A 25,011-nucleotide genomic window follows, 5' to 3' on the forward strand; every position below is an offset into this window, starting at 1 on the left:
ACGCGGATCACAATTTGCTGAAACGCAGAGTGGCCGGTTTGTTCCAGTCACCCTGCGCTTGATAGCCACGGTTGTTTCCGGTGAGATGACGCACAATCCAGAAAACGGCTTCAACTGATCCTTCGCCGATGGCCTGCTGAATCTCCACAACCGAACGGGACACTCCATCGCTAAGCACCTCCTCCACCTGGCCCTGAAGTTTGAGAATCGCTGCTGCTGCCTTCTTGCCAGCCTCCACTCCTGGCTGGTGATAGGCATTGATATTGACCAGTTCTCCATAAAGGCCCACGGCACGCTCGAACAGTGCAATCAACGCACCGAGTCGGCGGGGATCGAACTGACGCATGCTGATACTCAGACTCTGGCGTCCTCCCTCTGTGAGTGCCGAGCGGGTTCCCTGAAGGAAGCCGTCAAGGAAGTCTCCGGGGCGCTCGCCGTTGATCTCAGGAATCGCCTCTACATCACGAAGCACTTCGATGAACGTCACAAAAAAATTGTCGACGCCGTCCCGGAGTTGTTGAACGTAGGCGTGTTGATCCGTTGACCCTTTGTTGCCGTAGACGGCGATGCCCTGGTGGGCAACGTCACCATTGCGATCAAGGCGCTTGCCGAGCGATTCCATCACGAGCTGCTGCAGGTAACGGCTGAACACCTCCAGACGATCGCGATAGGGAAGCACCACCATGTCGCGCTTGCCCTTGCCATCCCCGGCCGCATACCAGGAAGCTGCCATCAACGCTGCAGGGTTGCGGCGCACATCACTTTCACGAGTGACCTCATCCATCTGTGAAGCACCTGCCAGGAAGCTGCGGATATCAGTTCCGATCAACGCCCCAGGAACCAGGCCAACGGCGCTGGTGATGCTGGTGCGCCCTCCGACCCAGTCGAACATGTCGAAACGCTGAAGCCAGTTTTCCCGAACAGCCTGTTGATCCAGCTTGCTGTCGGCCATGGTGATCGCCACAGCCTGAGCTGACCACTGGCCTCCGACCGCTTCCAGGCGATGACGCGCCTGTTCCATACCGAGATGGGGCTCGGGTGTGCCTCCGGATTTGCTCACCGTCACGAACAGAGTGGTGCGCAGGGCATCACCAATCCCATCAAGGACCCGACTCATTCCGTTGGGATCCACATTGTCGAAAAAATGGAAAGGAAGACCGGCATCCTTGTCCTGCAGGGCGCGAATCATCAAGAGGGGGCCAAGCCCACTGCCACCGATGCCGATCCACAGCACATCGGTGAACGGTTGACCTGTCGGAGACTTGATCGTTCCGTTGATCACCGCCTTGCCGAACTGCTCGATCTCATCAATCTCCGAAGCAATGTGCTGACCGACGTCCGGATCGGGTGCCAGTTGAGGATGTCTCAGCCAGTAATGACCAACCTGACGATTTTCATCGGCATTGGCGATGGCACCGTTCTCAAGAGCCTTCATGGCCTCAAAGGCCTTCTCCAGCCTGGGAGTCAGCTCTTCAAGCTGGGCGTTGTTCAGGTGCATGCGACTGATATCAAGCCACATTCCGAGGTCCTCGTGATGCCAGAGAAGATCACAGAATCTCTGCCATTGAATCTGGGCATCCGTGGCACTGAAATCCGGGAAACTCATCTAGTGGAGAGAACTCTCTGTGCCGAAGTTATCCAGGATCCAGCGGAATGCCCATGAACTGAGACGACACGGCTAGTCTCCGTCAATACTTCCTGACAGGCTCAGTTTCTGCACCGCAATGGTCCCCAGAGCAATCAAAAGCCTGACAACTCTGGCAGTCGTGGCAATTGCCATATCAGGGTCGTTTCGGCAACCACTGGATGGGATCAATTCCCAGGGCGATGCTGCGCAGTCTTCCTCACCCCTTTCTCAGGAGAATGACCCTGACCCAACCGATTTCAGCGCGGAAGAGCTTGAACTGCTTCAACGCCGATTCGGTGTTCATGGTCCCCAGACCCAACTGGCCCAGCTGTTCACCAGGGGGATCGATCAATTCCAGCCTCTGCGTGCCAACACCCTGTCAAGACTCAACAGGCTGAAACCCTCAATCCAGAGGGAAGCCGCTCGCCACCGGATCAATCCGATGCTGATCACGGCCATCCTGTTCGACGAAATTCAGCACTCGAAACCGGGGGAGGACCTTCCTTTCGTCGTGCATTCAGGACTCGTGGAGACCCATGGCCCTGCACAACTGGGAATCAGTGAGCTGATTCATCAAGGTCGATTGCCTGCTGATCCCACCTATCAGCAGATCGCTGCCGCCCGGGACCTGCTGATGGATCCCGATGCCAACATTGAACTGCTTGCGGCGAAGCTCTCACGCTTGAAAGGGGAGCTTGGACTGGAGCGTGATTCAATCCTGATTGCCAGTCGTTCCTACGTCGACGCCAAAGCGATCGCCATCCTGGCTTACCTGCATAACGGCAAACTTGACTACCCCGCAAGGGTCCTGCGCTACATGCAAGACCCGGCACTGCACGGGCTGATCTACTCAAGAATCCGTCCAAAGCCGCTTCCTTTGATCTGAGCAGGAATCACTCGTGACTACGAGTGGCACATCGTTCCTAAAGCAGCGAGCCGCTGCTGCAGATCGGACCAGGAGAAACTCCGGGGATCAGCCCTTGCACCCCCAAGATCCACATGACGATGCGTGGTGATCGCAGCAGGATCAATTTCAAAACGTTCCAGCCAGCCATCCAGAACCAGAGCAAGGGCGTCGTACTGAGCGGCTGTGTAGCCGCTGTGGTTGCCGGTGCGACCCTGCCCATCATCCGGCGTTTCCAGACTGAGATGGAGAGCAAAATTGTTGACAGAACCATCAAATTCGGAGTTGGTGACGGCCCACTCACCGAGGAACGCCGAATATCCAGCGCCATAGGCCCTCTTGAGAGGGTCAACAACATCAACGATTGATCCATCCAGGCCAACCAGAGTGTGGTAACTGACCTGATCCTCATCACGGGGATGGGGTGTGAGAAACGTGTTCAGCGCTGAAGTGAGGGAATAGACCGTTTCATGCAGAACCACAACCCGTGGAGCAGGGTCAATGGGCTGACCCCAGGGATTGCTGCGGAACCGGTCTCCATAGTTGGTGGGATCGGCTGGGATTGATTGACGCAGCTGAGCGAGTTTGCGCCGTTTCGAAAGCAGCCGCTTGCGCATCGACTGATCAATTCCGGAACATTGCCGAGCCAGAGGTGAAGACCAGGAAGCAGCTTTTGGAACCTCCGGCGGCAGTCCAGGAGGAGCCTCTTTCTGCTCGGCGTCGCGAGCAACTTCATCCAGCAGATCGAGCAGGGAAGGCTTGCGGGCGCCCTGTTCAGTGGACTTCTCCGCTGAGAAGCCGACGAGCGACAGAACAAGCAACAGCGTGGAGGTTGTCCCCAGCAGAATTCCAGCTCCCGGACGGCGCAGCCGATCACGAGCCTTCAGCCACACACGGTTCAGATGATCTGGAACCATTGATCGCGGAGCAAACGAGCCTCCCTGGGTGCACCAGGGTCCCAGGCCAATCGGTGACGTTCCACCCCGGCCTTTTTAAGGGATAGCTGCGTGTTGGCGATCCGTCCACGACGGCTGTAGATCACCTGACAATGATCAGAACCCTGCAGCAGCTGTTGGCTTCGTTTCAGAGTCCGGCAGCGCCAGTTTCTGATTGCCATCAGCTCATCGCCGGCAACCAGACCTGCTGACTCAGCGGGCCCGGAGGAGGTCGTGCGATCGATCCACACACTTCCATCTCCTTCACGCAGCGTCCAACCAGCATCGGGATGAGCCGCCATCACCGGCTCAAGCTCGAGACCCAGTGCGTTCAGGCAGGGCTCAATCGGTATCGAGCCGCAGTCATCCAGCCAGTCGGGCAGTTGTGCGGCCAGTTGAGCTGAACTGGCTCCGATGGCTTCCATCAAGGCAACACGCGTGTAACCCCTTCCGCTGACGCCCAGTTGGTTCCAGAGCAGACGCAGCGTTTCAGCCAGTGATCCCCCGACCTGCCGCAGACGCACATCAAGACAGAAGGCCAATGCGGTGCCAAGCCGGTAGTAGCTGATCTGGCTGCGAGCGTTGGCGGGAGATTGTTTATACAGGCGAACCCAGGCCTCCCTTGAACTGTCGGCGAGGGACTGGATGCCCGTACCGGGATTCAGCAGCACATGGGAGAGATCGGCAGCAAGATCCTCGAGAAGATCCAGACGGCTGGAAAAACCGGAAAGCAGAGGCAGAGCCAGATCGAAATAACTGGTGATGCCTTCAGCGAACCAGAGCCCCTCACTGATCACAGGCCGGTCATAGCGATAGGGAACGTATTCACTCGGACGGAGTCGTCTGACGTTCCACTGATGAAGATATTCATGGCCGATCAGCTGAAGCAAACTGCGGGTTCCCCCCTCTTCGAGCAGCCGCGTCCAGGGGAACTGCATGACCGAGGAGTTGTCGTGCTCCAGCCCTCCGTAGCCCTGATCCAGCAATTGCAACACAAGCTGATAAGGCTCTCGAGAAGGTGGGTCCGAATCCATCAGATCGCAGACGGACGAACAGATCGCTTCAATCTCCTGCGGCAAGGTTTTCGACCAGCCCGACGGTGGAATGCCGATCAAGACCAGTTCATGGGCCACCTTTCTCACGTTCAACGTCTCAACCTGGAGCTCGCCGGCATGAACCGGAGCGTCAACAAGATGGTCGAAGTCCTCGGCCAGAAAGGAGCCGTTGGTCCGTGGCAACGGACAGACCACAGACCAGGAAGCCGGAAGCAACACGTCAAGAGCATGTGGATTCCAGCGCTGCCCCTCCACCAACATCACCACTGCTGAAAGGCAGAGAGAGGCAAAGACGGGATCGAGGTGGTTGGTGCGGACTGTCAGCTGCCTTGCTTCCAGCGCGTACCGCAATGTGATCGGCTCTGAAACTCGGCATTCCAGGTCCCATGTCTCCGGAGATCGTCGACGAGGGACCAGGACTTGACCTGCCTGCTCAACGGTGAGGCTGTGAAGATGCTGTGAGGGATCCCTGACGGTGTAGGACCCAGGCGTCCAGACAGGCAAGGTCCATGTCTGCTGGGGTTGTGCGGGACTCCACCGAAGCTCGACCCAGAGAAGCTGTGACGCAGGTGAACCAAGGTCGAGCGCAACGTGAACGTCGGCCATCAGCTGCCGGCTGTGACCGTCTCGGCATCAAGAATCTCCGCGTGCCGCATGGCCTGATTCATGGCGTAACGACGCAGCACACGTCGCAGAGCTGATTCGGTCTGTCCTGAGCCCTCAGGTGCGGCCAGATCCGCCACCAGATCGAAATGGGGCTGATCGTCACTCTGTCTCCAGCCCAATTGCAGACCGGAGGGGTGAACAGCGGCAAGGTCCACCGAATGATGAGTGTCGAAGGAGCTGACGATCCCTCGTCGAAAGACCTTGAATCCTTCGCTGCGTAGAGCGATCTCAAGCAGATCGAGATCCGTCACCAATGTGGGCAGGATGGACAAATGGGACATGGATTCGGAATGCCCGCGCAATCTGACCCTAGCCAGATGGACAGCGGGTGCTACTCCGCATTGATCGTTCCAGCCATCGGGACATGGCCCAGGTTCGATTCACCCTTGCGGCTGGGGGTGATGGCCTCAGGAGCAGGTACGAATTTCGAAGCACTGCACAACGCCATCAGCTGCGGCGACCTGGATGCCCGGATTCATCTGCTGGTGGTGAACAACCCCGGTTGTGAAGCGATTCAGAGAGCCAGTCGACTGAATATTCCCTGTGAACTCAGAGATCACCGCCAGTTTGCGAGCAGAGAGGCCATGGATGAAGACCTGGTGACCACATTCAGAAACGAAGGTGTTGAAGCTGTGGTGATGGCCGGTTGGATGCGCATCGTCACACCTGTGCTGATCGACGCATTTCCAGGCAGGTTGATCAACATCCATCCATCACTGCTGCCGGCCTTCCGAGGAATGGATGCCATCGGTCAGTGTCTGACATCAGGAGTCACCATCGCCGGCTGCACGGTGCATGAGGTGCAGAAGGATGTGGATACCGGACCGGTGCTTGCTCAGGCCGCCGTTCCAATCCTTGAGGGCGACGACCGGGAGCAACTTGCCCGCCGCATTCAGAAACAGGAACACCAGCTGCTTCCCTGGGCAACAGCTCTCGCGGGTCAACGCTGGAGATCAGCGGCGGGAACTCAGGGATAGAAGGGTGCCAGTGGTAGCCCCTCACTCACCGGGAGGCCCGCCATCAGGTTGAGACACTGCACTCCCTGGCCTGCCTGCCCCTTCATCAGATTGTCCACAGCGCTCATCAACACGAGACGTCCGGTGCGACCGTCCACCTGGACAGACAGAAGAGCCAGATTGGTGTGCCTGGCCCATTTTGTGGCGGGATAGGTGCCAACAGGCAACACGCGGACACAGGGGTGATGGCGATACACAGCCTCGAGAACCGTCGTGCAGTCTTCCGCGGTGAGACCGGGATCCCGCAAACGTGCATAAACCGTGGACAACAGCCCTCTGACCATGGGAACGAGATGGGGAGTGAACTGGATCTGGATAGGGCATCCCGCCACGCTGCTGGCAAGCTGTTCAATTTCCGATGTGTGGCGATGTCCCACCACGCCGTAGGGACTGATCGACTCGGATGCCTCGGCCAGCAGTAAGTGCTCCTTGGCAGCCCGACCTCCACCGGAGGTGCCGGTTTTGGCATCGATGATCAAGCCTTCCGTCTCAATCAGCCCCTGCTTGAGAAATGGCAGCAACGGCAGAAGGCTTGTGGTGGGGAAACAACCAGGAGCAGCCACCAGCAAAGCGTCGGCGATTTCAGCGCCATGCCATTCAGGAAGGCCATAAACCGCCTTCCGGCAGAGATCAGCATCCGTGCGCTGGTGAGTTCTGGCCTCATGGACGTAGACCGCAGCCCATTGATCCAGGCTGCGGTAGCGGTAATCAGCGGAGAGATCCACCACCCGCACTCCTTTGTCAAGAAGAGGAGGCACCAGCTGACTCGCCAGACCGTTGGGAAGACTCAGCACCGCAAAGTCGGCAGCGGCGGCGATGCGATCCGGATCCGGACTGTCCACAGTGAGGTCATCACCAAGCGGAAGAAAGGGGCAGATCTCGCTCCATGAGCGACCTGCTGATCTTTCACCACCCAGGTAAGTGATTTCAAACGCTGGATGGGCGTTCAGGAGGCGAAGGGTCTGCAGACCTCCGTACCCGGAGGCACCCACCACAGCAACCCGTTGAATCCCCATTCCGGCGACGGCACATGAATCGATCGTACCGACGCCGATAATGGCTAAAGCTTTAAGGGCACCTGGAATGGTGTCCGATTCCGTTGTTCATACCGAGGGGACTGGCCCATGTTCGATTCGATTCCCGATGCACTTGCCGCCATCAGAAATGGGGAGTGCATCGTGGTCGTGGACGATGAACGCCGGGAAAACGAAGGTGATCTGATCTGCGCAGCTCAGTTCGCCACGCCTGAACAGATCAACTTCATGGCCACTGAGGCGCGTGGTCTGATCTGTCTTGCCATGGAGGGTGAGCGCCTTGATGCGCTTGATCTGCCTCTGATGGTTGATCGCAACACCGACTCCAATCAGACGGCATTCACCGTGAGCATCGATGCCGGGCCCGAAAACGGAGTGTCCACAGGGATTTCAGCAGACGACCGATCGCGCACGATCCAGGTGGCGATCCAACCGGGCTCCAAACCTTCGGATCTGCGCAGGCCCGGTCACATCTTCCCGCTCAGAGCTCGACCGGGAGGTGTTCTCAAGCGTGCAGGGCACACCGAGGCTGCCGTTGATCTCGCCCAGATGTCGGGCCTCTATCCATCCGGAGTGATCTGTGAGATTCAGAATCCCGACGGCTCCATGGCACGACTTCCGGAACTGAAGATCTACGCGCGTGAACGCGGATTGAAGCTGATCAGCATCGAAGACCTGATTCGTTACCGGCTCGATAACGAACGTTTTGTGGTGCGATCGGCCCAGTGCTCACTGCCAACGGAATTCGGCTCCTTCCTGGCCATCGGATACTCCAATGAACTGGATGGCAGTGAACATGTCGCTCTGGTCAAGGGCGACCCCAACAATCTGAACGAACCCGTGCTGGTGCGGATGCATTCCGAATGCCTCACAGGTGATGCCTTCGGATCCATGCGTTGCGACTGTCGTGCCCAGCTGCACACGGCAATGAAGCACATTGAAAAAAAAGGAGAAGGAGTTGTTGTCTATCTGCGCCAGGAAGGCCGGGGCATCGGTCTGATCAACAAGTTCAAGGCCTACAGCCTCCAGGAGGGAGGACTCGACACCGTTGAAGCCAACGAAAAGCTGGGATTTGCTCCTGACCTGCGCAATTACGGAGTCGGAGCACAGATTCTCAGTGACCTTGGGATTCACAGGCTCAATCTGCTCACCAACAACCCAAGAAAAATTGCAGGGCTCGGTGGCTATGGCCTTGAAGTGGTGAAGCGTGTGCCGATGAAGCCTCCTGTCGGTGATTTCAATGCCAGATACCTGGCCACCAAGAAAGAAAAGCTTGGCCATCTACTGGATGCCATCGAAAACAGTTCTCACTGGGTGCTGTGTCTCGACAGCAACTCAACGGATGACGGAGTTCTATCCGACCTGCTGCATCGGGTTGAACAGCAGAGCGAAGCAAATGGACTTCAGCTGCAGGCTGAACAGGGACCTCGCCTGCTGGCACTGTGGGAACGCCCACGCTTTGTCTGGTCCCTGCAGGACTCGGATCCTGATTTGAATTCAATTCAGGCAATACTCAGGGCCATGGCGGCCTGGCCGGAAACATCAAGACTTGGTCTTCTGCACACAGTGAATGAGCAGCAGATCACTCACCCACCCCAGACGCTGGAGCGCAGGGAACTGAAACGCAGTTCACTCGTCGAGGAGCAGGAGGGGAGCGCCTGGTTCCCCGATGGAAACCAGGCTGCCTTGATTCACTGGTCCTGAACCGTGACCTTCTGAATCCTTGTTCCGTTCTTGATGGCCATCACCACATCCATGTCACCGGTCAGGCCGAAAACGGTGTGCACACCATCGAGATGAGGCTGGGCTTCATGAACGATGAAGAACTGGCTGCCGCCCGTGTTGCGACCGGCATGTGCCATCGACAGCGCGCCCGGTACATGCTTTTTGCTGTTGATTTCGCAATCGATCATGTAACCGGGGCCGCCGGTGCCAGGAGTTCCTCGTGATCCCTCGCGGCTGTTGGGGCATCCGCCCTGAGCCATGAAACCGTTGATCACCCTGTGGAAGGCGAGTCCGTCATAGAAGCCGTCGCGAGCAAGCTTGACGAAGTTGGCAACGGTGTTTGGAGCGTCCTGTTCGAACATCTCCAGCTTGATGTCGCCGGCGTCCGTGGACATGAGAACGGTCGTCAAGGCGTCAATCCGAAAACACCATGCTAGGCAGATGATTGTGAAGGACGACCTCAACCGCTCCATGCCTCAGACAGCCTCGGATCCACAGCTCGATTCCGCCCGGGTGGGAGTGATTGGTGGCAGCGGTCTTTACTCCATCAACAGCCTTGAATCGATCAGGGAGGTTCAGATCGAGACTCCATTCGGCAGTCCATCGGATGCCCTGAGGATCGGAACCCTGAACGGGGTGGAAGTGGTTTTTCTGGCTCGCCATGGACGACAGCACCATCTGCTGCCCAGTGAGGTCCCCTATCGGGCCAATGTCTGGGCCCTGCGCAGTCTTGGCGTGCGCTGGCTGATTTCAGTGTCCGCCGTGGGCTCGCTGAGAGAACATCTGAGACCGCGCGACATGGTGGTTCCGCATCAGTTCATCGACCGGACCAGGCAACGTCCTCAGTCCTTTTTCGGAAATGGATGCGTCGCTCACGTCAGCCTGGCAGACCCGTTCTGCCCCACTCTGAGTGAATGGCTGGCAGCAGCTGCAGCGGGCGAGATGCCCGTTGGACATCATCTTCATCGAGGCGGGACCTATCTCTGCATGGAAGGTCCCGCCTTTTCAACCCGCGCTGAAAGCGAGCTTTACCGCAGCTGGGGTTGCGATGTGATCGGCATGACCAATCACACGGAAGCACGACTGGCCAGAGAAGCGGAAATCGCTTATGCCTCACTCAGCATGGTGACTGATTTCGACTGCTGGCACGATGACCATGACGCGGTCACCGTGGAGATGGTGGTGGGCAACCTCAAGGCCAATGCAACCGCCACTGGCCCGATCCTGGAACGGTTGATGAACAGCTTCAGAGAGGAAAGGCCAGGATCTCCTGCCCACAACGCCCTGGAACATGCTCTGATGACATCTCCTGATGCAGTGCCTGCAGAGACCCGAAAGCGTCTCGATCTCTTCACCAGTCCTTACTGGGGAAGCATTCAATCCTGAACCGGGAGAGATTGACCCTGGCTGTTCAGCGCAGCTCTGAGATCAGCTGAGTGAGCTTCAAGGAGAACATCAGCTTCATCCGTTTCAAGACCACAGCTGCCCATTAACAGAGCACGTTTCACAGATCCCTGGGCGCGTTCCAAAAGCAGCAGAGCAAGCTTTCGATCCAGACCGAGAAGATCCCCGAGAATTCTGATGGAACGGTCGACAAGCTTGCTGTTGCTGGCGGCAACATCAACCATACTGTTGCCGTAGACCTTGCCCAGCTTCACCATCACTCCGGTTGAGAGGATGTTGAGGGCCATTTTTGTTGCCGTTCCTGCTTTCAGACGCGTTGAGCCTGTCAGCAGCTCGGGGCCAGTGAGCAATCGAATGTCGATTGCGCAAGGTAGAGGAGCCTGGTCTGAGGGCACACAGGCCATGGCGATCGTCAGTGCACCGAGATCCTTGGCATGGCCCAGTCCACCTCGAACGTAGGGGGTCGTTCCTCCTGCGGCGATACCGACCAGGCAGTCATCCGAGTTGAAGCCTCGTTGCTGAAGATCATTCACCGCCGCGGATTCAAGATCCTCAAGGCCTTCGGAACTGCGCAACAGAGCCGGAGCACCCCCGGCAAGAATCCCCTGCACGAGCTCCGGAGGGCTGCAGAAGGTTGGCGGACATTCAGCTGCATCCAGCACACCGAGTCGGCCCGACGTCCCGGCACCCAGATAGAAAAGTCGACCGCTTCTTTTCAGACGTTCCGCGATGGCATCGACGGCCTGACTCAAAGCTGTTCTGGCCCCGAAGACCGCTTGCTGTGGTTTGAGATCCTCTTCGATAAACAGCCCGACAAGTTCATCGGTTGAAAGCTGATCGAGCTGAGCACTCGCAGGGTTCACCTGTTCGGTCAGCAGATAACCACGGTCGCCGGACGGTGCAACCAGGGAGGAAGATCCGCAATCAGGGGATGGGGAGTCAGCCATGCCTAGAGAAGGCCCTCGAGACGACGACGCACATCATCAAGGTCCTTAACCGCGGAATCGCTTTCTTTTGATGATGCTTCCCCAGCCTGCGATTGATCGGGCTCCGACTCCTGCCAGTTCGTCACGTCGCGGTTGGCACTTGGAGGAGCAAGCATCAAGCGCTCATCATCGGTCTTGGGAACAAACCCATCGGATACGAATCTGGCCTCGTACCCGGCTTCACGGCAGAACAATTCAATCTCCTCACGATCGAGAGCCTCAACGCTGGGAGTCGGAAAGTCCTGAGCCTCCAACAATCCGGCGTAGCGATCTGCGTCGTCGCGGTTCTCAAACATCAGCACCACGGTCTGACCTGAGAGCTCAAGGGAGTGGATACCTTCGCTGTCCTGTCCTGCGTCGTACAGGAGCACGTGAACCAACATGCTGATCAATCGTCAGATGCAGTCTCTCATCGAAACTGCGACTTAGAAACCGTTTGCGCGCTCGAGACTGAGCTCCTGCAGTCGTTGATAAAGCGCACGTTCATCATCATCGAGCGCCGCTGGAATCACAATCACAATCTCCACAAGCTGATCGCCGCAATCGTCTCCGAACCGCAGACCACGACCGCGCAATCTCAGCAAACGCCCGCTGGATGAGCCCGGTGGAACCTGAAGCGTCACAGGACCGGAAAGGGTGGGCACGTCAACGGCACAACCCAACGCTGCATCCGGTGGAAGCAATTCGAGTCGGTAATGCACCCGAAGCCCATCGATGCGAAGGCCGTCATCCGTCATCACCCGCAGATGCAGGAAGTGATCACGCCCACCGGGGGCAACACCTTCAAGTCGTAGGCGCCAGCCATCCCCGGCCCTGGGCGGAGTGCCGACCTCCACCAAGGTGCCATCGCCCAGCTCCAGCTCCACGGTTGTGCCCTGCAGAGCCTGGTCAGGGGTGAGATCAACAACCGTCTCAAGATCATCATCAGTGCGGACCGGAGGAGGTGGCTGCGGCGAAGCCTCAGGCCAGTGAGATCCATAGGCATGATCAGAACCCTCGCTGTGGTCAAACGACCGTTCCTGTTCTTCCTGATCCTTCGACGCCTGCTCTCTCCGCACAGGTTCACGCTCGAGACCCAGAACGACAGCGAGGTAGTCCTCAAAATCGGGAAAGCCGGTGCTGAAGGGATCAGTTGCCGCGACACCTCCGCGTTGTCGCAACTGCCATTCCTTTCGCCTGTCAGGGTTGCTGAGAACGGCGTAGGCCTCATTGACGAGCTTGAAACGTTCCTCGGCATGACGATCATTTCCGTTCAGATCGGGATGCCAGCGCCTGGCCTCACGCCGGAAAGCCAGCTTCAGAGCATCGGGAGCGGCACCGGGCTCCAGACCAAGCAATGACCAGTAGTCCGGGTCAGCGGAAGTTGTCATCGTCCCAGGGGTCAATCCCTCTTCGGCCGCCTCTCATCGGTCCGTCATAGCGGGACTGTGGCGATGCCCAGGGGTCATCATCCCAGTCGTCCTCGGCGAACAGCTCGTCCTTGAGGGTTCCGAGAGTGCTTTTCAGACCCTGCAGAGGACCATTGTCGTTCTGTCGTTCAGCCGTAAGCCGGCGGTTCAGACCGAACAGCGCTTCCTGAAGTCCGCTCACGGCCATCTCAAGTTCCTGAAGGTCGTCCTGCTGCAGAAGATCCTGGACGTCGCGAACCGACATCTCAACCGCTCTCTGCTGGCGTTCTGCTCCGTAGGGGCCAAGTTCCAGAGCGGCGTCGCGAAGACGACGCTCCGCCTGTGCAACCAGGGTCATCGCCGAATTGCGACGCTCGATCGTGGAGCGCTTGCGACGGTCTTCATCAGCACGAGCCTCCGCTTCGGCAAGAAGACCCTGAATCTCATCCTCGCTGAGGGTTGAGCCTCCTTGAATCGTGACCGACTGCTTGCGACCGGTTGTGCGGTCTGTGGCACTGACCTGAAGAATACCGTTGGCATCGATGTCAAAGGCAACCTGAATCTGAGGCACTCCACGAGGTGCGGGGGGAATTCCCGAAAGGCGGAAACGCCCGAGCGATTTATTGTCTGTCGCCATCTGGCGTTCTCCCTGCCAGACATGAATCTCGACTGAAGACTGGTTTGGCTCCGAGGTGCTGAACACATCGGACTGACGCACAGGAATCTGCGTATTGCGCGGAATCAACACCTTCATCAGTCCTCCGATGGTTTCCAGCCCCAGCGAGAGCGGTGTGACGTCGTTAAGAAGCAGATCGCGCAATTCGCCGGTGATGATTCCCGCCTGAACGGCAGCTCCCACTGCGACCACCTCATCGGGATTGACCGACTGGCATGGATCATTGGGAATCAGGGTTCTGACCAACTGCTGCACCATCGGCATGCGAGTGCTTCCGCCAACTAGCACCACGTCATCGATGTCTTCAGCCGCCCAACCGGAATCCCTGAGTGCCGTCTGAACCGGAACCAGCAAACGATCGAGAAGATCGGGGCACAAAGCTTCGAACGTTTCGCGGTCCAGGGTTGTCTCGATGTGAAGAGGTCCATCTGTGCCCGTGGCGATGAAGGGCAGGGAAATTGGTGTGGAGGTCACCCCGGAGAGCTCCTGCTTGGCTTTTTCAGCAGCTTCGGTGAGCCGTTGGAGTGCCTGTCGATCACGCCTCAGGTCGACCCCGTGCTGCTTGAGAAAGGCTTCCGCAAGCCAGTCAACAATGCGTTGATCGAAGTCGTTCCCACCCAGCTGGGTATCGCCGTTGGTGGCTTTGACATCAAAGACACCGTTGGCGATCCTCAGCAACGAAACATCAAAGGTTCCGCCTCCGAGATCAAAAACGAGAGCACGGCGGACCGCACTGCGATCGAAGCCGTAGGCGAGAGCGGCTGCGGTCGGTTCATTGAGAATCCGTTCAACGCTGATTCCAGCCAGTCGACCGGCATCACGCGTGGCCTGACGCTGAGCATCGTTGAAGTAGGCCGGCACGGTGATCACCGCGGATTCCACCTCCTCCCCGAGATAGGTGGAAGCGTCATCCACAAGCTTGCGCAGGATGCTGGCCACGAGCTCTTCCGGTGCATACTCACGCTCGGTCTGCGGACAGGCCACACGGACGTTGCCCTGACTGTTGGAACGGACCGTGTATGGAACGGTGAGTGATCCTTCGTCGAGCTCATCCCAGGCACGACCGACAAAGCGCTTGAGATTGGAAAAGGTGTTGCGCGGATTGAGAACCAGCTGACGTCTGGCCGGCTGACCAACCAGCAGTTCATTGTCTTTGGTGTACCCCAAGACAGAGGGGGTCGTCCGGGTCCCTTCCGCATTGGCGATCACCACGGGCCGCCCGGCCTCAAGAACAGCCACGACGGAATTGGTGGTACCCAGGTCGATTCCGACGATCCGGCCCATAGAAGCCTGTATGAAATCCCACGGTAACGGCCCAAACAGCTCTCACACAGCCCCCGCACGAGCAATCCCACAGGGGGCGTTAACGCGCTCTTAGTGATCCAGGTCCCGTTGGACCGGTACGTTTCAAGGGTCTGTTCAGTACAGAATGCCCAGGCCGTTGGAGCTGTATCGCTTACGGCGACGTCCGCCGATGGAGAAATCGGTGGATGGCGGCTTCAGGATTCTGGCCATCATGCTGGCCTCGGTGGTGGCCATGGTGTTGCTGGCCATTCTCATCGTGGTGTTCTGGGGATCGCTGGATTCGATGGGCCGATATGGCTGGTCATTTCTCGTGACCTCCAACTGGAATCCCGTCAAGGATGAATACGGCGCCTTCACAGCCATTTACGGAACGCTGCTGACATCGATGCTGGCATTGCTGATTGCCGTGCCTCTCGGCGTGGGAACAGCGATCTTCATCACCGAAAACATCATTCCTTTGAAAATCCGAACGCTGATCGGATTGATGGTGGAGCTGCTGGCGGCGATTCCTTCGGTGGTGCTGGGTCTCTGGGCCATCTTCGTGTTGGAGCCGTTCATTCGTCCGTTTCTTGAGATCCTTCACAGGACCCTCGGCTGGTTGCCCTTCTTTTCAACTGATCCAATGGGGCCTGGAATCGCACCAGCGGTTCTGATCCTGGTTGTGATGATCCTGCCGATCATCACAGCGATCGCAAGAGACTCACTCAATCAGGTACCCATGAAGCTGCGTCAGGCTGCCTACGGCATCGGCACAACACGCTGGGGGGCGATTCTCAACGTGCTGCTGCCCGCTGCCATCTCAGGCATTGTAGGTGGCGTGATGCTTGCACTGGGACGCGCCATGGGTGAAACGATGGCCGTCACCATGATCATCGGCAATTCGAACACCTTCAGCTGGTCTGTGCTGGCACCTGGAAACACCATCTCAGCCATGCTGGCCAATCAGTTTGGCGAAGCTGATGGAAGTCAGGTTTCGTCGCTGATGTATGCGGCTTTCGTCCTGATGATTCTCACCCTGGCGGTGAATCTTCTGGCCCGGTGGATGGTCAAACGTCTCAGTCTCAAGTACTGAATCATGGCACTTTCACCAACAGCCAGTCTGAGAAGAGACACTCCTGACCTGAGCTACAAAAAGGGCCTAAAGCGCAATTTACTCAACAGAATTCTCACATCCCTGGTTGGATTGTTTTCAGCGATTGCTGTTCTGCCACTCGTTGCAGTATTGACTTATGTGCTGATCAAGGGGGGCAGAGTGCTCAACATCAGCCTGTTCACTTCACCGTCAACAGGACTGGAAGGTGGTGGCATTGGCAATGCAGTGATCGGCACCATTATTGTCACCTTTCTATCAGCCCTGATCGCCATTCCAGTCGGCGTTGGAGGGGGAATTTTTCTAGCTGAGTACTCAGGCGGGGGGATTTTTGCGCAGTTCATACGATTTGGGACCAACGTTATGTCAGGAGTCCCATCCATTATCGCCGGTGTTTTTGTTTACTCCGTCATTGTCAAGACAAAGATTATTTTTGGAAATTCCTACAGTGCAATTGCCGGCGGAGTTGCACTATCAATTTTGATGCTGCCCACGGTCATCAAGACCACTGACGAAGGGCTGAAACTGGTTCCCGACGATCTCCGTCGCGCCGCTCTTGGAGTGGGCGCATCCAAATTTGTCACTATTTTGCGAATCACTCTTCCTTCAGCCTTCACACCGATTGCCACAGGTGTGGTGTTGTCGATTGCAAGGGCAGCAGGAGAAACAGCACCATTGATTTTCACAGCTTTGTTCTCACCCTTCTGGCCGCAGGGATTTGAATCAGTTTTCAACCCGATAGCAACACTATCAGTGTTGATATATAACTTTGCAACGCTGCCGTATGAAGCACAGAACGAGCTCGCATGGGCTGCATCTTTTGTACTCGTTCTATTCATCCTACTGATCAATCTTTTTGCTCGATGGTTACGACGATTTGCTGCCAACTGAACTTCAAATCTTCAATCCATTGCTTCTGTTTCAAGTCTTTCCATAAAGCCAACCGAGAGTCATGACTTCCACCAGCAAAACGAGCTCCGAAGCATCAGATGATATCTGTCTGTCAATTCAAAACACCACAATTAGCTATGGCAGCCAGGAAGCTGTCAAGAACGTTTACTGTGACATTCCACGTGGCAAGGTCACCGCATTCATCGGCCCTTCTGGTTGCGGAAAATCAACGGTTCTGAGAGCGCTGAACCGCATGAATGATCTGATTGAAGGTTGCACTCTGAAAGGTCGCGTGCTCTTTGATGGAGCTGACCTTTATGCCCCTTCGGTTGATCCGGTGGAAGTGAGGCGGCGAATTGGGATGGTATTTCAGCAACCCAATCCTTTTCCAAAAAGTATCTACGAAAACATCGCTTTTGGAGCACGAATTAATGGCTATACCGGAGATATGGATGAGTTGGTTGAACGCTCTCTGCGCCAGGCGGCTGTATGGGGTGAGTGCAAAGACAAACTCAACGAGAGTGGCTACTCACTATCAGGAGGACAACAACAACGTCTCTGCATTGCACGCACGATTGCCATTCAGCCTGAGGTGATCCTGATGGATGAACCCTGTTCAGCCCTGGATCCAATCTCAACATTGAAAATCGAGGAAACAATGCATGAATTAAAAAAGAGTTTCACAATCGTCATTGTGACGCACAATATGCAACAGGCCTTGAGAGTGAGTGATATGACCGCATTCTTTAACGCTGAAGCGGTGGATGGAGGTTCCGGCAAAGTCGGCTATCTGGTGGAGTTCAACGAAACAGAAATGATCTTCAATTCTCCCTCTCAACAGGCAACTCAGGATTATGTCTCTGGTCGATTCGGCTGATTCCGTGGTGAATGAGCCGAAGTTGTCAAAGCTTTGAAGCAATTGTTGTTTCGCTCTGATTGAAACAGACAATCTCGACAGATCGATCATTCAGACCGAGAAAATAACCGGTGCAAAAAAAAAAACCGGTCCTAAAGGACCGGAGAAAAACGGAGAGGGAGGGATTCGAACCCTCGATAGAGTTGCCCCTATACAGCATTTCCAGTGCTGCGCCTTCGACCACTCGGCCACCTCTCCAGGGGCTCGTCTGGCAAGTCAGAATGTAGCAGGGCGTTTCCAACTGCACTGAATGAGGCCGACTCATCGGGTCACCATCCATTGGAGACAGAAGGGGCGTGTGATCTCCCATGAGGTGCCGGAGGGTGATTACATCCTGCAGAGCTTCGAGAAACAGGGAGATCCCTTGCCGTTTTCGTGTCGGAACGGATGCTGCACAAGCTGCGCTGTACGTGTTCAGCAAGGCGAGCTCGATCAGCAGGAAGCCATGGGCCTGTCCAGGGAGTTGAGGGCCAAAGGTTATGGACTTCTCTGTGTGGCAAGAGCCATCGGTCCGCTTGTTGCGGAAACCCAGGACGAGGATGAGGTCTACGACCTGCAGTTCGGCCGTTACTTCGGCAGAGGGTCGGTCACACGTGAAATTCCTCTTGAGGAACTCGAAACCTGGAAGGAATGACCAAGCAGCAACTTGATTGCAGCGCTGCACCCGCAAACGCCGGCCTGACGCCCCTGAGACTTGAGGAGCTCAGTCAGATCGCCAGAAAGGCGGCTGATCTTGGTGGCTCAGTGCTGATGCGGCATTACGGGCGACTCGTCTCAATTCAGCAGAAAGCCAGGGCTGGAGATCTGGTAACTGATGCCGATCTTGCCGCGGAAAAGGCCCTGCTCAGCGCTCTCGGTGAATCCACACCTGAAATTTCAGTTCTCGCTGAAGAATCCGGTGCACGGGGAGACGTCTCAGAGCTCAGCTGGTGCGTTGATCCTCTCGACGGCACGACGAATTTTGCCCACGGCTACCCCTTTTTCGCCACATCGATCGGGTTGCTTTGGAGGGGTCTTCCAATCCTGGGAGCCATTGCTGTGCCTTTCCTCCAGGAAGTGTTCTGGTGCTGTCCCGATGTGGGAGCATTCCTCAACGACCAAAGCATCCAGGTCAGCAACTGCTCATCGCTGCAAGACAGTCTCCTGGTCACAGGATTCGCCTATGACCGAAGGGAACGTCTCGACAACAACTATGCGGAGTTCTGCAAACTGACACACAAAACACGGGGCGTTCGTCGCGGTGGTGCGGCTGCTGTTGATCTGGCCTATGTAGCGGCAGGACGACTCGACGGCTACTGGGAACGAGGCCTCTCTCCCTGGGACCTGACAGCTGGAGCGGCACTGGTGGTGATTGCAGGAGGTGAAGTCAGCGATTACGGAGCCGAGAGTTACAACGTTTCATCCGGCCGGATTCTTGCGACGGGTCCTGGACTTCACTCCGCACTTCGCCAGGAACTGCTGGATACCGAGCCCCTGGCGGAACAGCTCTACGCAAGCTGAAACCCCAGCCATGGGATCCTGATCGAAGCAGCGACAGGTGCGATGGCCCTGCAACCCGCCTCAGGCGTGAGAGATCTCAATCCTCAGCAGGTTCAACGCAACCAGGAACTCAGGGAAACCTTGGCTGAAGTGTTTCGTCTCTGGGGATACGAGGAAGTCACTCCCCCCAGAATCGAACGGATGGACACGCTCAAGGCAGGTGGAGCCATCGATAGTCGTGACATTGTTCGACTTGTTTCCGATGAACCGCTGGGATTGAGACCGGAACTGACTGCCTCCATCGCCAGGGCAGCCTGCACCAGATTGCTGGAACGTCAGCGACCGCTGAGACTCTGGAGCTGCGGAACCGTCTTTGAATCGAGATCCGCTGATGAAGGAGGCCAGTGCATTGAGGAGAACCTTCATTGCGGTGTGGAACTTTTCGGTGGGCTGGGTGTCGAATCGGAACTTGAATTGTTCAGTCTTTTACTGGCATCACTGAAAGGCCTGAATCTGAACAGGTCCAGCCAGCCCAGGCTGTTGATTGGACACACCAGCTTGATGGACCTGTTGCTGGAACCCTTTGAACAGAAGCAGAAACACAGGATCCGAACCTGCCTGAGTCAGTACGATCGGCTTGGTCTGCAGGCGCTCGGATTAGCACCCGAGGCGGAGCAGAATCTGGGCCGATGGCTCGACCGACGCGGAAACCCGCAGGAGATCCTGGCGGCACTCAGTGCGCAGTTTCCGAATCAGGAGGTTCTAAACCAGCTACAGAGACTGTTCAACCATCTGAACCCATTGGCGGAGAAATCCGAACTGACACTTCAGCTCGACCCCACTTTTCAGCCTCATTACGAGCTGTACGACGGCATCGTTCTTCAACTGGTTTGCCAGGGAGCGTCGGCGCCTGTCGTGATCGCCCGTGGCGGAAGATACGACTCACTTGTCAGGAAACTTGGCGGCGAGGGAGCGGAAGCAACAGGGCTGGGTTTCAGCTACTGCGTTGATGACATCAGGGATCTTCCGGGAGATCAGATCACCACGACGCAGGAAGAAACAGCAGCATTGATCTGTTTCGGGCCAACACAAACCCTCGAGTCGGCATTGGAGCGCCAGATGGAACTCCACCAGCAGGGCAGAATCAGCGTGCTGGATCAGCGTGCCTGTGGAGATAAGCTCGAAGCGCTCGATCGCCTCAAACAATCGGGCTGCGACAGGCTGGAATGGATTGATACCTAAAGTCTTTCGGAACTGAACAGATGAATGGCTCATACAATCGTGACCGACGCTTGCGAAGGCGCAGCCGATTGCGTTGACGCCTGCCCTGTGGCCTGCATCACACCTGGAAGCGGTAGAAACACAAAGGGAACTGAGTATTTCTGGATTGATTTTGAAACCTGCATCAACTGCAGTGTCTGCCTGCAGATCTGTCCAATAGAAGGGGCAATTCTGCCGGAAGAGCGATCGGACCTCCAACGGCCATCTTCGAAGTGACGTACGGGAAACTCACCAAGGGATCTCTTGATCTGCAGCACCCACCCTGATTAATTTTCAGAGAGCTCACGCTTGCTGATGTCGGTGCTTGAACAGGGTCAAATTCAGATCCATACCGAAAATATCTTCCCAATCATCAAAAAGGCCGTTTATTCAGGCCACGAAGTTTTTCTGAGGGAACTGGTCAGCAACAGTACTGATGCCATCAGCAAGCGTCGCATGGCTGCGATGGCTGGTGACTGCTCAGAAGGTGATGAAGGTCTGATCAATATCACTGTTGACAGAGAATCGAAGACAATCAAAATCAGCGATAATGGAATCGGCATGACGGCCGAAGAGGTGAAAAAATACATCAACCAGGTGGCATTCTCCAGTGCTGAAGACTTTTTGGAAAAATATAAACAGGAGTCTGACGCAATCATTGGCCACTTCGGGCTTGGTTTTTACTCCAGCTTCATGGTCGCCAAAGAGGTGGAGCTGATTACGCGTTCTGCTCGACCCGACAGTGAAGCAGTGCGTTGGGTTTGCGATGGATCCCCTTCATTCAAACTGGAGAGTCACGAACGATCAGAAGCCGGTACAGACGTCATCCTTCACCTAATGGATGACGAACTGGAGTATCTGGAGCCTGCAAAGTTACGCACACTGATCACTCAGTACTGCGATTTCATGCCCATCGACGTTCAGCTCGAGGGAGAAAGTGTCAACAAGCGAAACCCGGCATGGAGAAGAAATCCCAGGGAAATGTCTGATCAAGACTATATCGATCTTTACCACTATCTATATCCGTTTCAGGGCGACCCGCTGCTCTGGGTTCATTTAAATACGGATTACCCCTACACATTGCAGGGAATTCTTTTCTTCCCACAATCGGTGGGACGGGCTGACTGGGAAAAAGGGGATATCCGTTTATATTGCAATCAGGTCTTTGTCAGCGATTCGATCAAAGAAATCGTACCCAGATATTTGCTGCCATTAAGAGGAGTGATCGACTCCCCTGATATTCCTCTCAATGTCAGCAGAAGCGCACTCCAGACTGATCGGAAAGTCAGATCAATTGGAAATTTTGTTGCGAAAAAAGTTTCTGACCGGCTTAAAACTCTTAAAGCAGATCATCCCCAGCAATACGCTGAAGCCTGGGAATCACTCGCGCCTTTTGTAAAGATCGGTGCAATGGAAGACGATAAATTCGCCGATCAGGTTTCGGATCTGATTTTGTTTGCAACAACCGCAGAATCAATCGAAGGGAAACAGGAACCCATCAAAGCAGGAGACAAGAGATATACGACACTTTCCTCTTACCAGGACAGGCTTTCAGATCCACAATCAAAGAGAATTCTTTACTGCACTGATGAAGTTGCGCAAGCAGGAGCACTGACACTTTGGAAAAGTCAGAACGCTGAAGTGATTTTCGCTGAAACAGTGATCGACAGTCAGTTTCTGCCCTGGCTCGAAGCAACAAAAGATCAATACAAATTCCAGAGGGTTGATGCGGAGCTTGACGAAAGTCTCCATGATGAAAAACCGGAAATCAGTGACCAGGATGGTGAAACACAGAGTGAGACGATCAGAAACCTGATCAAGGACGCTCTCAACAATGACAAGGTCACCATTCAGGTGCAGGCACTGAAGGGAGGTGAGGACGCACCACCAGCGATGATTCTGCTTCCCGAACAGATGCGTCGCATGAACGACATGGGGGCTCTGATGGATCAGCGGTTGCCTGGATTGCCTGACCATCATGTGTTGCTGATCAACCGTCGTCACCCACTCGTTGAAGGACTCTTGAGGCTGTCTTCGGGGGGGGTCCTCATCGGCGCAGAAGAAGCTTCACCCAGCAGACGATTGGCCTCCGAGCTCGCCTTGCATCTCTACGACATGGCACGCCTGGGTGTTGGGGGACTGGAACCCAATGAGCTGGCGGGATTCCAGACACGCAGCGCCAAGCTGATGTCGGAGCTGGTGAGCAAAGGAACCTGACCAGGCCTGGCTGCTAAAGTGGTGTCTTGGCTTTTGGCCACAGAAACAAAGGAACGTCATCATGTCCCGGGTGTGTCAGCTCACTGGAACGCGTGCCAACAACGGAATGGCAGTGAGCCACTCCCATATCAGAACCAAGAAGCTCCAACAGGCCAACCTGCAGCAGCGTCGACTGTGGTGGGCTGAAGGCAATCGCTGGGTGAATCTGCGGATCACGACCCGTGCTCTGAAGACCATCCAGAAAAAGGGCCTTGGCGCCTACGCCAAATCTCTTGGCATCAATCTGGCCAAAGTCTGAGTTGGTATTCACATGCCTCAGCTTGCGCTGAAACGCCGAGACTTCCTTGGCTTCACAGTCACTGGGGCAGCAGCTCTGTTCTGGATTCCATCGCGAGCAAGAGCGTTGGGGGGAAAGCTTCCTGAGATTGGGGAGCCGGCTCCGCAATTCAACCTTCCAGGCACACTGGGTGGGGGGCCTTCAAAAAACTGGGGATTGGACACCTGGACAGGTCGATGGCTGGTTCTGTACTTTTATCCGAGAGACTTCACTTCAGGTTGCACAATTGAGGCTCACGGATTTCAGGAATCAATCCAAGACTTCAATGCTCTGAAGTGCGATATTGCAGCTGTTTCGGCTGACAGCGTTGATGATCATGAATCATTCTGCAGCAGTGAAGGGCTCAGTTTCACTCTGCTTTCTGACCCAGAGGGGGAGGTGAGTCGTCAGTACGGTTCCTGGATGGCTCCTTACTCACTGCGCCATACATTTTTGATTGATCCCGATGGGATATTACGTGCACGCTGGACTGGTGTCAGACCTGTTGGACATGCAGAGGACGTTTTGAACACACTCGTTTCAGAACAAAGTCAATTAACCGCATAACAACACCATTGAAGTTCTGAATGGCGAGATTCATTACAAACCATACAGGAGGTTGTCAAAATGAAAACAAGTATAGGAAGTAGTAATTTTATTATTCTCTACCATCGAACACCATTTGATGAAGCAAAAAATGAAAACGGTGAAAGAGTTTGGAGAGATCAGAAAAGTCCAAATGGAATTATTCCCACTCTGAGAAATCTGTTTCGCGACCGGCTGAATGGAACCTGGATTGCCTGGCGTAAGGTCAACGATCTGGCCAAAGCCGAGGATGAAAGAATTGCGATGGAGTATCCAGCTTCATTCACGCTGAGGAGAATACCGCTTGAGCAGGAACAAATTTCAAGTTTTTATCACGTCACCTCCAAAGAATCTTTCTGGCCGATCCTGCATACTTTCCCGAATTTCTTTAATGTTAACAATACTGATTGGAGAATCTTTGAAGAAGTCAATCAAAGATTTGCAGATGCGGCATGCTCAGAAGCGGCGCCAGGCGCAACCATATGGGTTCACGATTATAATCTTTGGCTTGTTCCAGGGTATATTCGCAGCAAACGCTCAGACCTGAAAATCGCTTTCTTTCATCACACACCTTTTCCAAGTAGTGATGTTTTTTCGATTCTTCCATGGCGTAAACAAATCTTGGAAAGTTTATTAAGCTGCGACGTTGTTGGCTTTCATATTCCTCGTTATACAGAGAATTTTGCAAGAGCAGCTAACTGCCTCCTAGGTGTAGAGAAAGGAGATAAAAGAGCTGTTCCGTTTCGCTTTCTTGGTTGCGGATCTGCATTGACCGAACCATCTGAAACACCATGGTTGAATTACAGAGGACGAAAAGTACGTCTGCTTTCATCTCCCGTCGGCACCTCTCCAGACGTGATTCAAGCCATGACAAAAGATTCTGAAATTCTTCAATTATCGGAGCGCATTAACGAAGATACAAAAAAAGGCAGGAAGCTTATACTTTCAGCAAGCAGAGTCGATTACACAAAAGGGAATGAAGAATTATTATTAGCTTTCGAACGACTTCTTGAGCGGCGACATGACCTACACGGGAAGGTTGTATTGATGCTGGCATGCGTTGCTGCAGCCTCAGGGATGAAAATCTATGAGGATACGCAACGACTCATTGAAGAAACAGCTGGACGAATCAACGGTCGATTCAGCAAAATTGATTGGGTTCCAATTCGATTTTCAACTCGCAGGATTCCTTATGAAGAAATGGTGGCTTGGTTTTCGCAGGCAGATATCTGCTGGATCACTCCACTGCGAGACGGACTCAATCTTGTTGCCAAGGAATATGCAGCTGCAAGAAAAGGCAAATCCGGAGTTCTCGTGCTGTCTGAATTCACAGGAGCTTCAGTCATTCTTGATGGGGCCATTCTGACCAATCCTTACTCGCACAAACAGATGGACTCAGCAATTGACTCTGCCATTGATATGCCTTCGTCAGAGCAATTTGAAAGAATGGAGAAAATGAGTTCAGCCGTTGAAGCCTTCACCGTATCCGACTGGGCTGATGAACAAATGGGTGCACTTGAGTTGCCAGAATAAATC

At 55.2% G+C, this 25,011-nt stretch carries 25 protein-coding genes and 1 tRNA gene; 15 read left to right on the forward strand and 11 right to left on the reverse strand.

Features of this window, described 5'->3' with window-relative positions:
- Positions 1–7 precede the first annotated feature (7 nt).
- Positions 8–1,606, reverse strand: coding sequence for a glucose-6-phosphate isomerase (locus tag SIB83_RS00170; RefSeq protein WP_413746401.1), 1,599 nt, complete (start codon positions 1,604–1,606; stop codon positions 8–10).
- A gap of 118 nt (positions 1,607–1,724) precedes the next feature.
- On the opposite strand from SIB83_RS00170, the gene SIB83_RS00175 reads away from it, so the two are divergent.
- A complete protein-coding gene (locus tag SIB83_RS00175; protein ID WP_413746402.1) occupies positions 1,725–2,513 on the forward strand; it encodes a helicase DnaB in 789 nt (262 codons plus the stop codon).
- 17 nt (positions 2,514–2,530) lie between these two features.
- Here SIB83_RS00175 and SIB83_RS00180 read toward each other — a convergent pair whose 3' ends face one another.
- From SIB83_RS00180 to SIB83_RS00190, 3 genes are read right to left on the reverse strand one after another with little or no spacing between them, the layout of a single operon-like run.
- The gene (locus SIB83_RS00180) at positions 2,531–3,448 is read right to left on the reverse strand and encodes an N-acetylmuramoyl-L-alanine amidase (RefSeq protein WP_413746403.1); all 918 of its coding nucleotides are present in this window, start codon (positions 3,446–3,448) and stop codon (positions 2,531–2,533) included.
- Positions 3,430–5,127, reverse strand: a complete 1,698-nt coding sequence (locus SIB83_RS00185; RefSeq protein WP_413746404.1) for a signal protein PDZ — start codon at positions 5,125–5,127, stop codon at positions 3,430–3,432. Before SIB83_RS00185 ends, SIB83_RS00180 begins: the two co-directional genes overlap by 19 nt.
- On the reverse strand, positions 5,127–5,468 hold the full coding sequence (locus SIB83_RS00190) for a DUF1257 domain-containing protein (RefSeq protein WP_413746405.1): 342 nt from the start codon (positions 5,466–5,468) through the stop codon (positions 5,127–5,129). The genes SIB83_RS00185 and SIB83_RS00190 overlap by 1 nt, the downstream gene beginning before the upstream one ends.
- A 36-nt stretch (positions 5,469–5,504) precedes the next feature.
- Here SIB83_RS00190 and purN point away from each other — a divergent pair, with 36 nt between their 5' ends.
- Positions 5,505–6,164, forward strand: a complete 660-nt coding sequence (purN, locus tag SIB83_RS00195) for a phosphoribosylglycinamide formyltransferase (RefSeq protein ID WP_413746406.1) — start codon at positions 5,505–5,507, stop codon at positions 6,162–6,164.
- On the opposite strand, the gene argC is transcribed toward purN, so the two are convergent.
- Entirely contained in the window at positions 6,155–7,219 is a 1,065-nt protein-coding gene (argC, locus tag SIB83_RS00200) for an N-acetyl-gamma-glutamyl-phosphate reductase (protein ID WP_413402738.1), read from the reverse strand. The two genes, purN and argC, sit on opposite strands and share 10 nt — an antisense overlap.
- Before the next feature lie 108 nt (positions 7,220–7,327).
- Here argC and ribBA point away from each other — a divergent pair, with 108 nt between their 5' ends.
- A complete protein-coding gene (gene ribBA / locus SIB83_RS00205; RefSeq protein ID WP_413746407.1) occupies positions 7,328–8,941 on the forward strand; it encodes a bifunctional 3,4-dihydroxy-2-butanone-4-phosphate synthase/GTP cyclohydrolase II in 1,614 nt (537 codons plus the stop codon).
- Here the strand turns inward: ribBA and SIB83_RS00210 are convergent.
- Positions 8,929–9,357 carry a peptidylprolyl isomerase gene (locus SIB83_RS00210; protein ID WP_413406439.1) on the reverse strand — a complete coding sequence of 143 codons (429 nt, stop codon included), beginning with the start codon at positions 9,355–9,357 and terminating at the stop codon, positions 8,929–8,931. The genes ribBA and SIB83_RS00210 overlap by 13 nt on opposite strands.
- A gap of 46 nt (positions 9,358–9,403) precedes the next feature.
- On the opposite strand from SIB83_RS00210, the gene mtnP reads away from it, so the two are divergent.
- Positions 9,404–10,348 (forward strand): S-methyl-5'-thioadenosine phosphorylase, encoded by a 945-nt coding sequence (gene mtnP / locus SIB83_RS00215; protein WP_413746408.1) that lies wholly within the window; start codon positions 9,404–9,406, stop codon positions 10,346–10,348.
- Here mtnP and murQ read toward each other — a convergent pair.
- Genes murQ through dnaK form a run of 4 tightly spaced genes read right to left on the reverse strand, consistent with a single transcriptional unit; the run spans position 10,339 to position 14,700 of the window.
- Entirely contained in the window at positions 10,339–11,313 is a 975-nt protein-coding gene (murQ, locus tag SIB83_RS00220) for an N-acetylmuramic acid 6-phosphate etherase (protein WP_413746409.1), read from the reverse strand. The two genes, mtnP and murQ, sit on opposite strands and share 10 nt — an antisense overlap.
- A gap of 2 nt (positions 11,314–11,315) precedes the next feature.
- Positions 11,316–11,735, reverse strand: a complete 420-nt coding sequence (locus SIB83_RS00225; protein WP_413402745.1) for a DUF3110 domain-containing protein — start codon at positions 11,733–11,735, stop codon at positions 11,316–11,318.
- Between the two features lie 42 nt (positions 11,736–11,777).
- The gene (locus tag SIB83_RS00230) at positions 11,778–12,722 is read right to left on the reverse strand and encodes a DnaJ C-terminal domain-containing protein (protein ID WP_413402747.1); all 945 of its coding nucleotides are present in this window, start codon (positions 12,720–12,722) and stop codon (positions 11,778–11,780) included.
- Positions 12,706–14,700, reverse strand: coding sequence for a molecular chaperone DnaK (gene dnaK / locus SIB83_RS00235; protein ID WP_413746410.1), 1,995 nt, complete (start codon positions 14,698–14,700; stop codon positions 12,706–12,708). The genes SIB83_RS00230 and dnaK overlap by 17 nt, the downstream gene beginning before the upstream one ends.
- Positions 14,701–14,845: 145 nt before the next feature.
- Here dnaK and pstC point away from each other — a divergent pair, with 145 nt between their 5' ends.
- The 3 genes from pstC to pstB all read left to right on the forward strand — a co-directional run bounded on the left by pstC (position 14,846) and on the right by pstB (position 17,579).
- Positions 14,846–15,793 (forward strand): phosphate ABC transporter permease subunit PstC, encoded by a 948-nt coding sequence (gene pstC / locus SIB83_RS00240; RefSeq protein ID WP_413402751.1) that lies wholly within the window; start codon positions 14,846–14,848, stop codon positions 15,791–15,793.
- A gap of 3 nt (positions 15,794–15,796) precedes the next feature.
- On the forward strand, positions 15,797–16,702 hold the full coding sequence (pstA, locus tag SIB83_RS00245; protein ID WP_413402753.1) for a phosphate ABC transporter permease PstA: 906 nt from the start codon (positions 15,797–15,799) through the stop codon (positions 16,700–16,702).
- 61 nt (positions 16,703–16,763) lie between these two features.
- On the forward strand, positions 16,764–17,579 hold the full coding sequence (gene pstB / locus SIB83_RS00250; RefSeq protein WP_413746411.1) for a phosphate ABC transporter ATP-binding protein PstB: 816 nt from the start codon (positions 16,764–16,766) through the stop codon (positions 17,577–17,579).
- A 150-nt stretch (positions 17,580–17,729) separates the two neighbouring features.
- Here the strand turns inward: pstB and SIB83_RS00255 are convergent.
- A tRNA-Ser gene (locus SIB83_RS00255) sits at positions 17,730–17,816 on the reverse strand.
- 52 nt (positions 17,817–17,868) lie between these two features.
- Here SIB83_RS00255 and SIB83_RS00260 point away from each other — a divergent pair.
- From SIB83_RS00260 to ggpS, 8 genes are all read left to right on the forward strand, one after another.
- Entirely contained in the window at positions 17,869–18,252 is a 384-nt protein-coding gene (locus tag SIB83_RS00260) for a 2Fe-2S iron-sulfur cluster-binding protein (protein ID WP_413402756.1), read from the forward strand.
- Entirely contained in the window at positions 18,249–19,118 is an 870-nt protein-coding gene (locus tag SIB83_RS00265; RefSeq protein WP_413746412.1) for an inositol monophosphatase family protein, read from the forward strand. Before SIB83_RS00260 ends, SIB83_RS00265 begins: the two co-directional genes overlap by 4 nt.
- 42 nt (positions 19,119–19,160) lie before the next feature.
- The gene (locus SIB83_RS00270) at positions 19,161–20,339 is read left to right on the forward strand and encodes an ATP phosphoribosyltransferase regulatory subunit (protein ID WP_413746413.1); all 1,179 of its coding nucleotides are present in this window, start codon (positions 19,161–19,163) and stop codon (positions 20,337–20,339) included.
- 24 nt (positions 20,340–20,363) lie between these two features.
- Positions 20,364–20,594 carry an indolepyruvate ferredoxin oxidoreductase subunit alpha gene (locus tag SIB83_RS00275; RefSeq protein ID WP_413402762.1) on the forward strand — a complete coding sequence of 77 codons (231 nt, stop codon included), beginning with the start codon at positions 20,364–20,366 and terminating at the stop codon, positions 20,592–20,594.
- A 78-nt stretch (positions 20,595–20,672) separates the two neighbouring features.
- A complete protein-coding gene (gene htpG / locus SIB83_RS00280) occupies positions 20,673–22,574 on the forward strand; it encodes a molecular chaperone HtpG (protein ID WP_413746414.1) in 1,902 nt (633 codons plus the stop codon).
- A 61-nt stretch (positions 22,575–22,635) separates the two neighbouring features.
- Entirely contained in the window at positions 22,636–22,872 is a 237-nt protein-coding gene (rpmB, locus tag SIB83_RS00285; protein ID WP_413402766.1) for a 50S ribosomal protein L28, read from the forward strand.
- Between the two features lie 12 nt (positions 22,873–22,884).
- Positions 22,885–23,457, forward strand: a complete 573-nt coding sequence (locus SIB83_RS00290) for a peroxiredoxin (RefSeq protein ID WP_413746415.1) — start codon at positions 22,885–22,887, stop codon at positions 23,455–23,457.
- A gap of 60 nt (positions 23,458–23,517) precedes the next feature.
- On the forward strand, positions 23,518–25,008 hold the full coding sequence (gene ggpS / locus SIB83_RS00295; RefSeq protein WP_413746416.1) for a glucosylglycerol-phosphate synthase: 1,491 nt from the start codon (positions 23,518–23,520) through the stop codon (positions 25,006–25,008).
- Positions 25,009–25,011 lie beyond the last annotated feature (3 nt).

Source organism: Synechococcus sp. MIT S9507, from assembly GCF_047304715.1.
GTDB lineage: Bacteria > Cyanobacteriota > Cyanobacteriia > PCC-6307 > Cyanobiaceae > Synechococcus_C.

Bases quoted from the DNA above. Each gene is read 5' to 3' on its own strand.
- SIB83_RS00210 (WP_413406439.1), bottom strand. From the start codon at position 9,357: ATGTCCACGGACGCCGGCGACATCAAGCTGGAGATGTTCGAACAGGAC.
- SIB83_RS00275 (WP_413402762.1), top strand. From the start codon at position 20,364: ATGGCTCATACAATCGTGACCGACGCTTGCGAAGGCGCAGCCGATTGC.
- SIB83_RS00270 (WP_413746413.1), top strand. From the start codon at position 19,161: ATGGCCCTGCAACCCGCCTCAGGCGTGAGAGATCTCAATCCTCAGCAG.
- SIB83_RS00190 (WP_413746405.1), bottom strand. From the start codon at position 5,468: ATGTCCCATTTGTCCATCCTGCCCACATTGGTGACGGATCTCGATCTG.
- pstC (WP_413402751.1), top strand. From the start codon at position 14,846: ATGCCCAGGCCGTTGGAGCTGTATCGCTTACGGCGACGTCCGCCGATG.
- SIB83_RS00260 (WP_413402756.1), top strand. From the start codon at position 17,869: ATGAGGCCGACTCATCGGGTCACCATCCATTGGAGACAGAAGGGGCGT.
- rpmB (WP_413402766.1), top strand. From the start codon at position 22,636: ATGTCCCGGGTGTGTCAGCTCACTGGAACGCGTGCCAACAACGGAATG.
- pstB (WP_413746411.1), top strand. From the start codon at position 16,764: ATGACTTCCACCAGCAAAACGAGCTCCGAAGCATCAGATGATATCTGT.
- ggpS (WP_413746416.1), top strand. From the start codon at position 23,518: ATGAAAACAAGTATAGGAAGTAGTAATTTTATTATTCTCTACCATCGA.
- SIB83_RS00170 (WP_413746401.1), bottom strand. From the start codon at position 1,606: ATGAGTTTCCCGGATTTCAGTGCCACGGATGCCCAGATTCAATGGCAG.
- SIB83_RS00225 (WP_413402745.1), bottom strand. From the start codon at position 11,735: ATGTTGGTTCACGTGCTCCTGTACGACGCAGGACAGGACAGCGAAGGT.
- SIB83_RS00185 (WP_413746404.1), bottom strand. From the start codon at position 5,127: ATGGCCGACGTTCACGTTGCGCTCGACCTTGGTTCACCTGCGTCACAG.
- SIB83_RS00175 (WP_413746402.1), top strand. From the start codon at position 1,725: ATGGTCCCCAGAGCAATCAAAAGCCTGACAACTCTGGCAGTCGTGGCA.
- SIB83_RS00230 (WP_413402747.1), bottom strand. From the start codon at position 12,722: ATGACAACTTCCGCTGACCCGGACTACTGGTCATTGCTTGGTCTGGAG.
- murQ (WP_413746409.1), bottom strand. From the start codon at position 11,313: ATGGCTGACTCCCCATCCCCTGATTGCGGATCTTCCTCCCTGGTTGCA.
- dnaK (WP_413746410.1), bottom strand. From the start codon at position 14,700: ATGGGCCGGATCGTCGGAATCGACCTGGGTACCACCAATTCCGTCGTG.
- purN (WP_413746406.1), top strand. From the start codon at position 5,505: ATGGACAGCGGGTGCTACTCCGCATTGATCGTTCCAGCCATCGGGACA.
- htpG (WP_413746414.1), top strand. From the start codon at position 20,673: ATGTCGGTGCTTGAACAGGGTCAAATTCAGATCCATACCGAAAATATC.
- argC (WP_413402738.1), bottom strand. From the start codon at position 7,219: ATGGGGATTCAACGGGTTGCTGTGGTGGGTGCCTCCGGGTACGGAGGT.
- SIB83_RS00290 (WP_413746415.1), top strand. From the start codon at position 22,885: ATGCCTCAGCTTGCGCTGAAACGCCGAGACTTCCTTGGCTTCACAGTC.
- ribBA (WP_413746407.1), top strand. From the start codon at position 7,328: ATGTTCGATTCGATTCCCGATGCACTTGCCGCCATCAGAAATGGGGAG.
- pstA (WP_413402753.1), top strand. From the start codon at position 15,797: ATGGCACTTTCACCAACAGCCAGTCTGAGAAGAGACACTCCTGACCTG.
- SIB83_RS00265 (WP_413746412.1), top strand. From the start codon at position 18,249: ATGACCAAGCAGCAACTTGATTGCAGCGCTGCACCCGCAAACGCCGGC.
- SIB83_RS00180 (WP_413746403.1), bottom strand. From the start codon at position 3,448: ATGGTTCCAGATCATCTGAACCGTGTGTGGCTGAAGGCTCGTGATCGG.
- mtnP (WP_413746408.1), top strand. From the start codon at position 9,404: ATGATTGTGAAGGACGACCTCAACCGCTCCATGCCTCAGACAGCCTCG.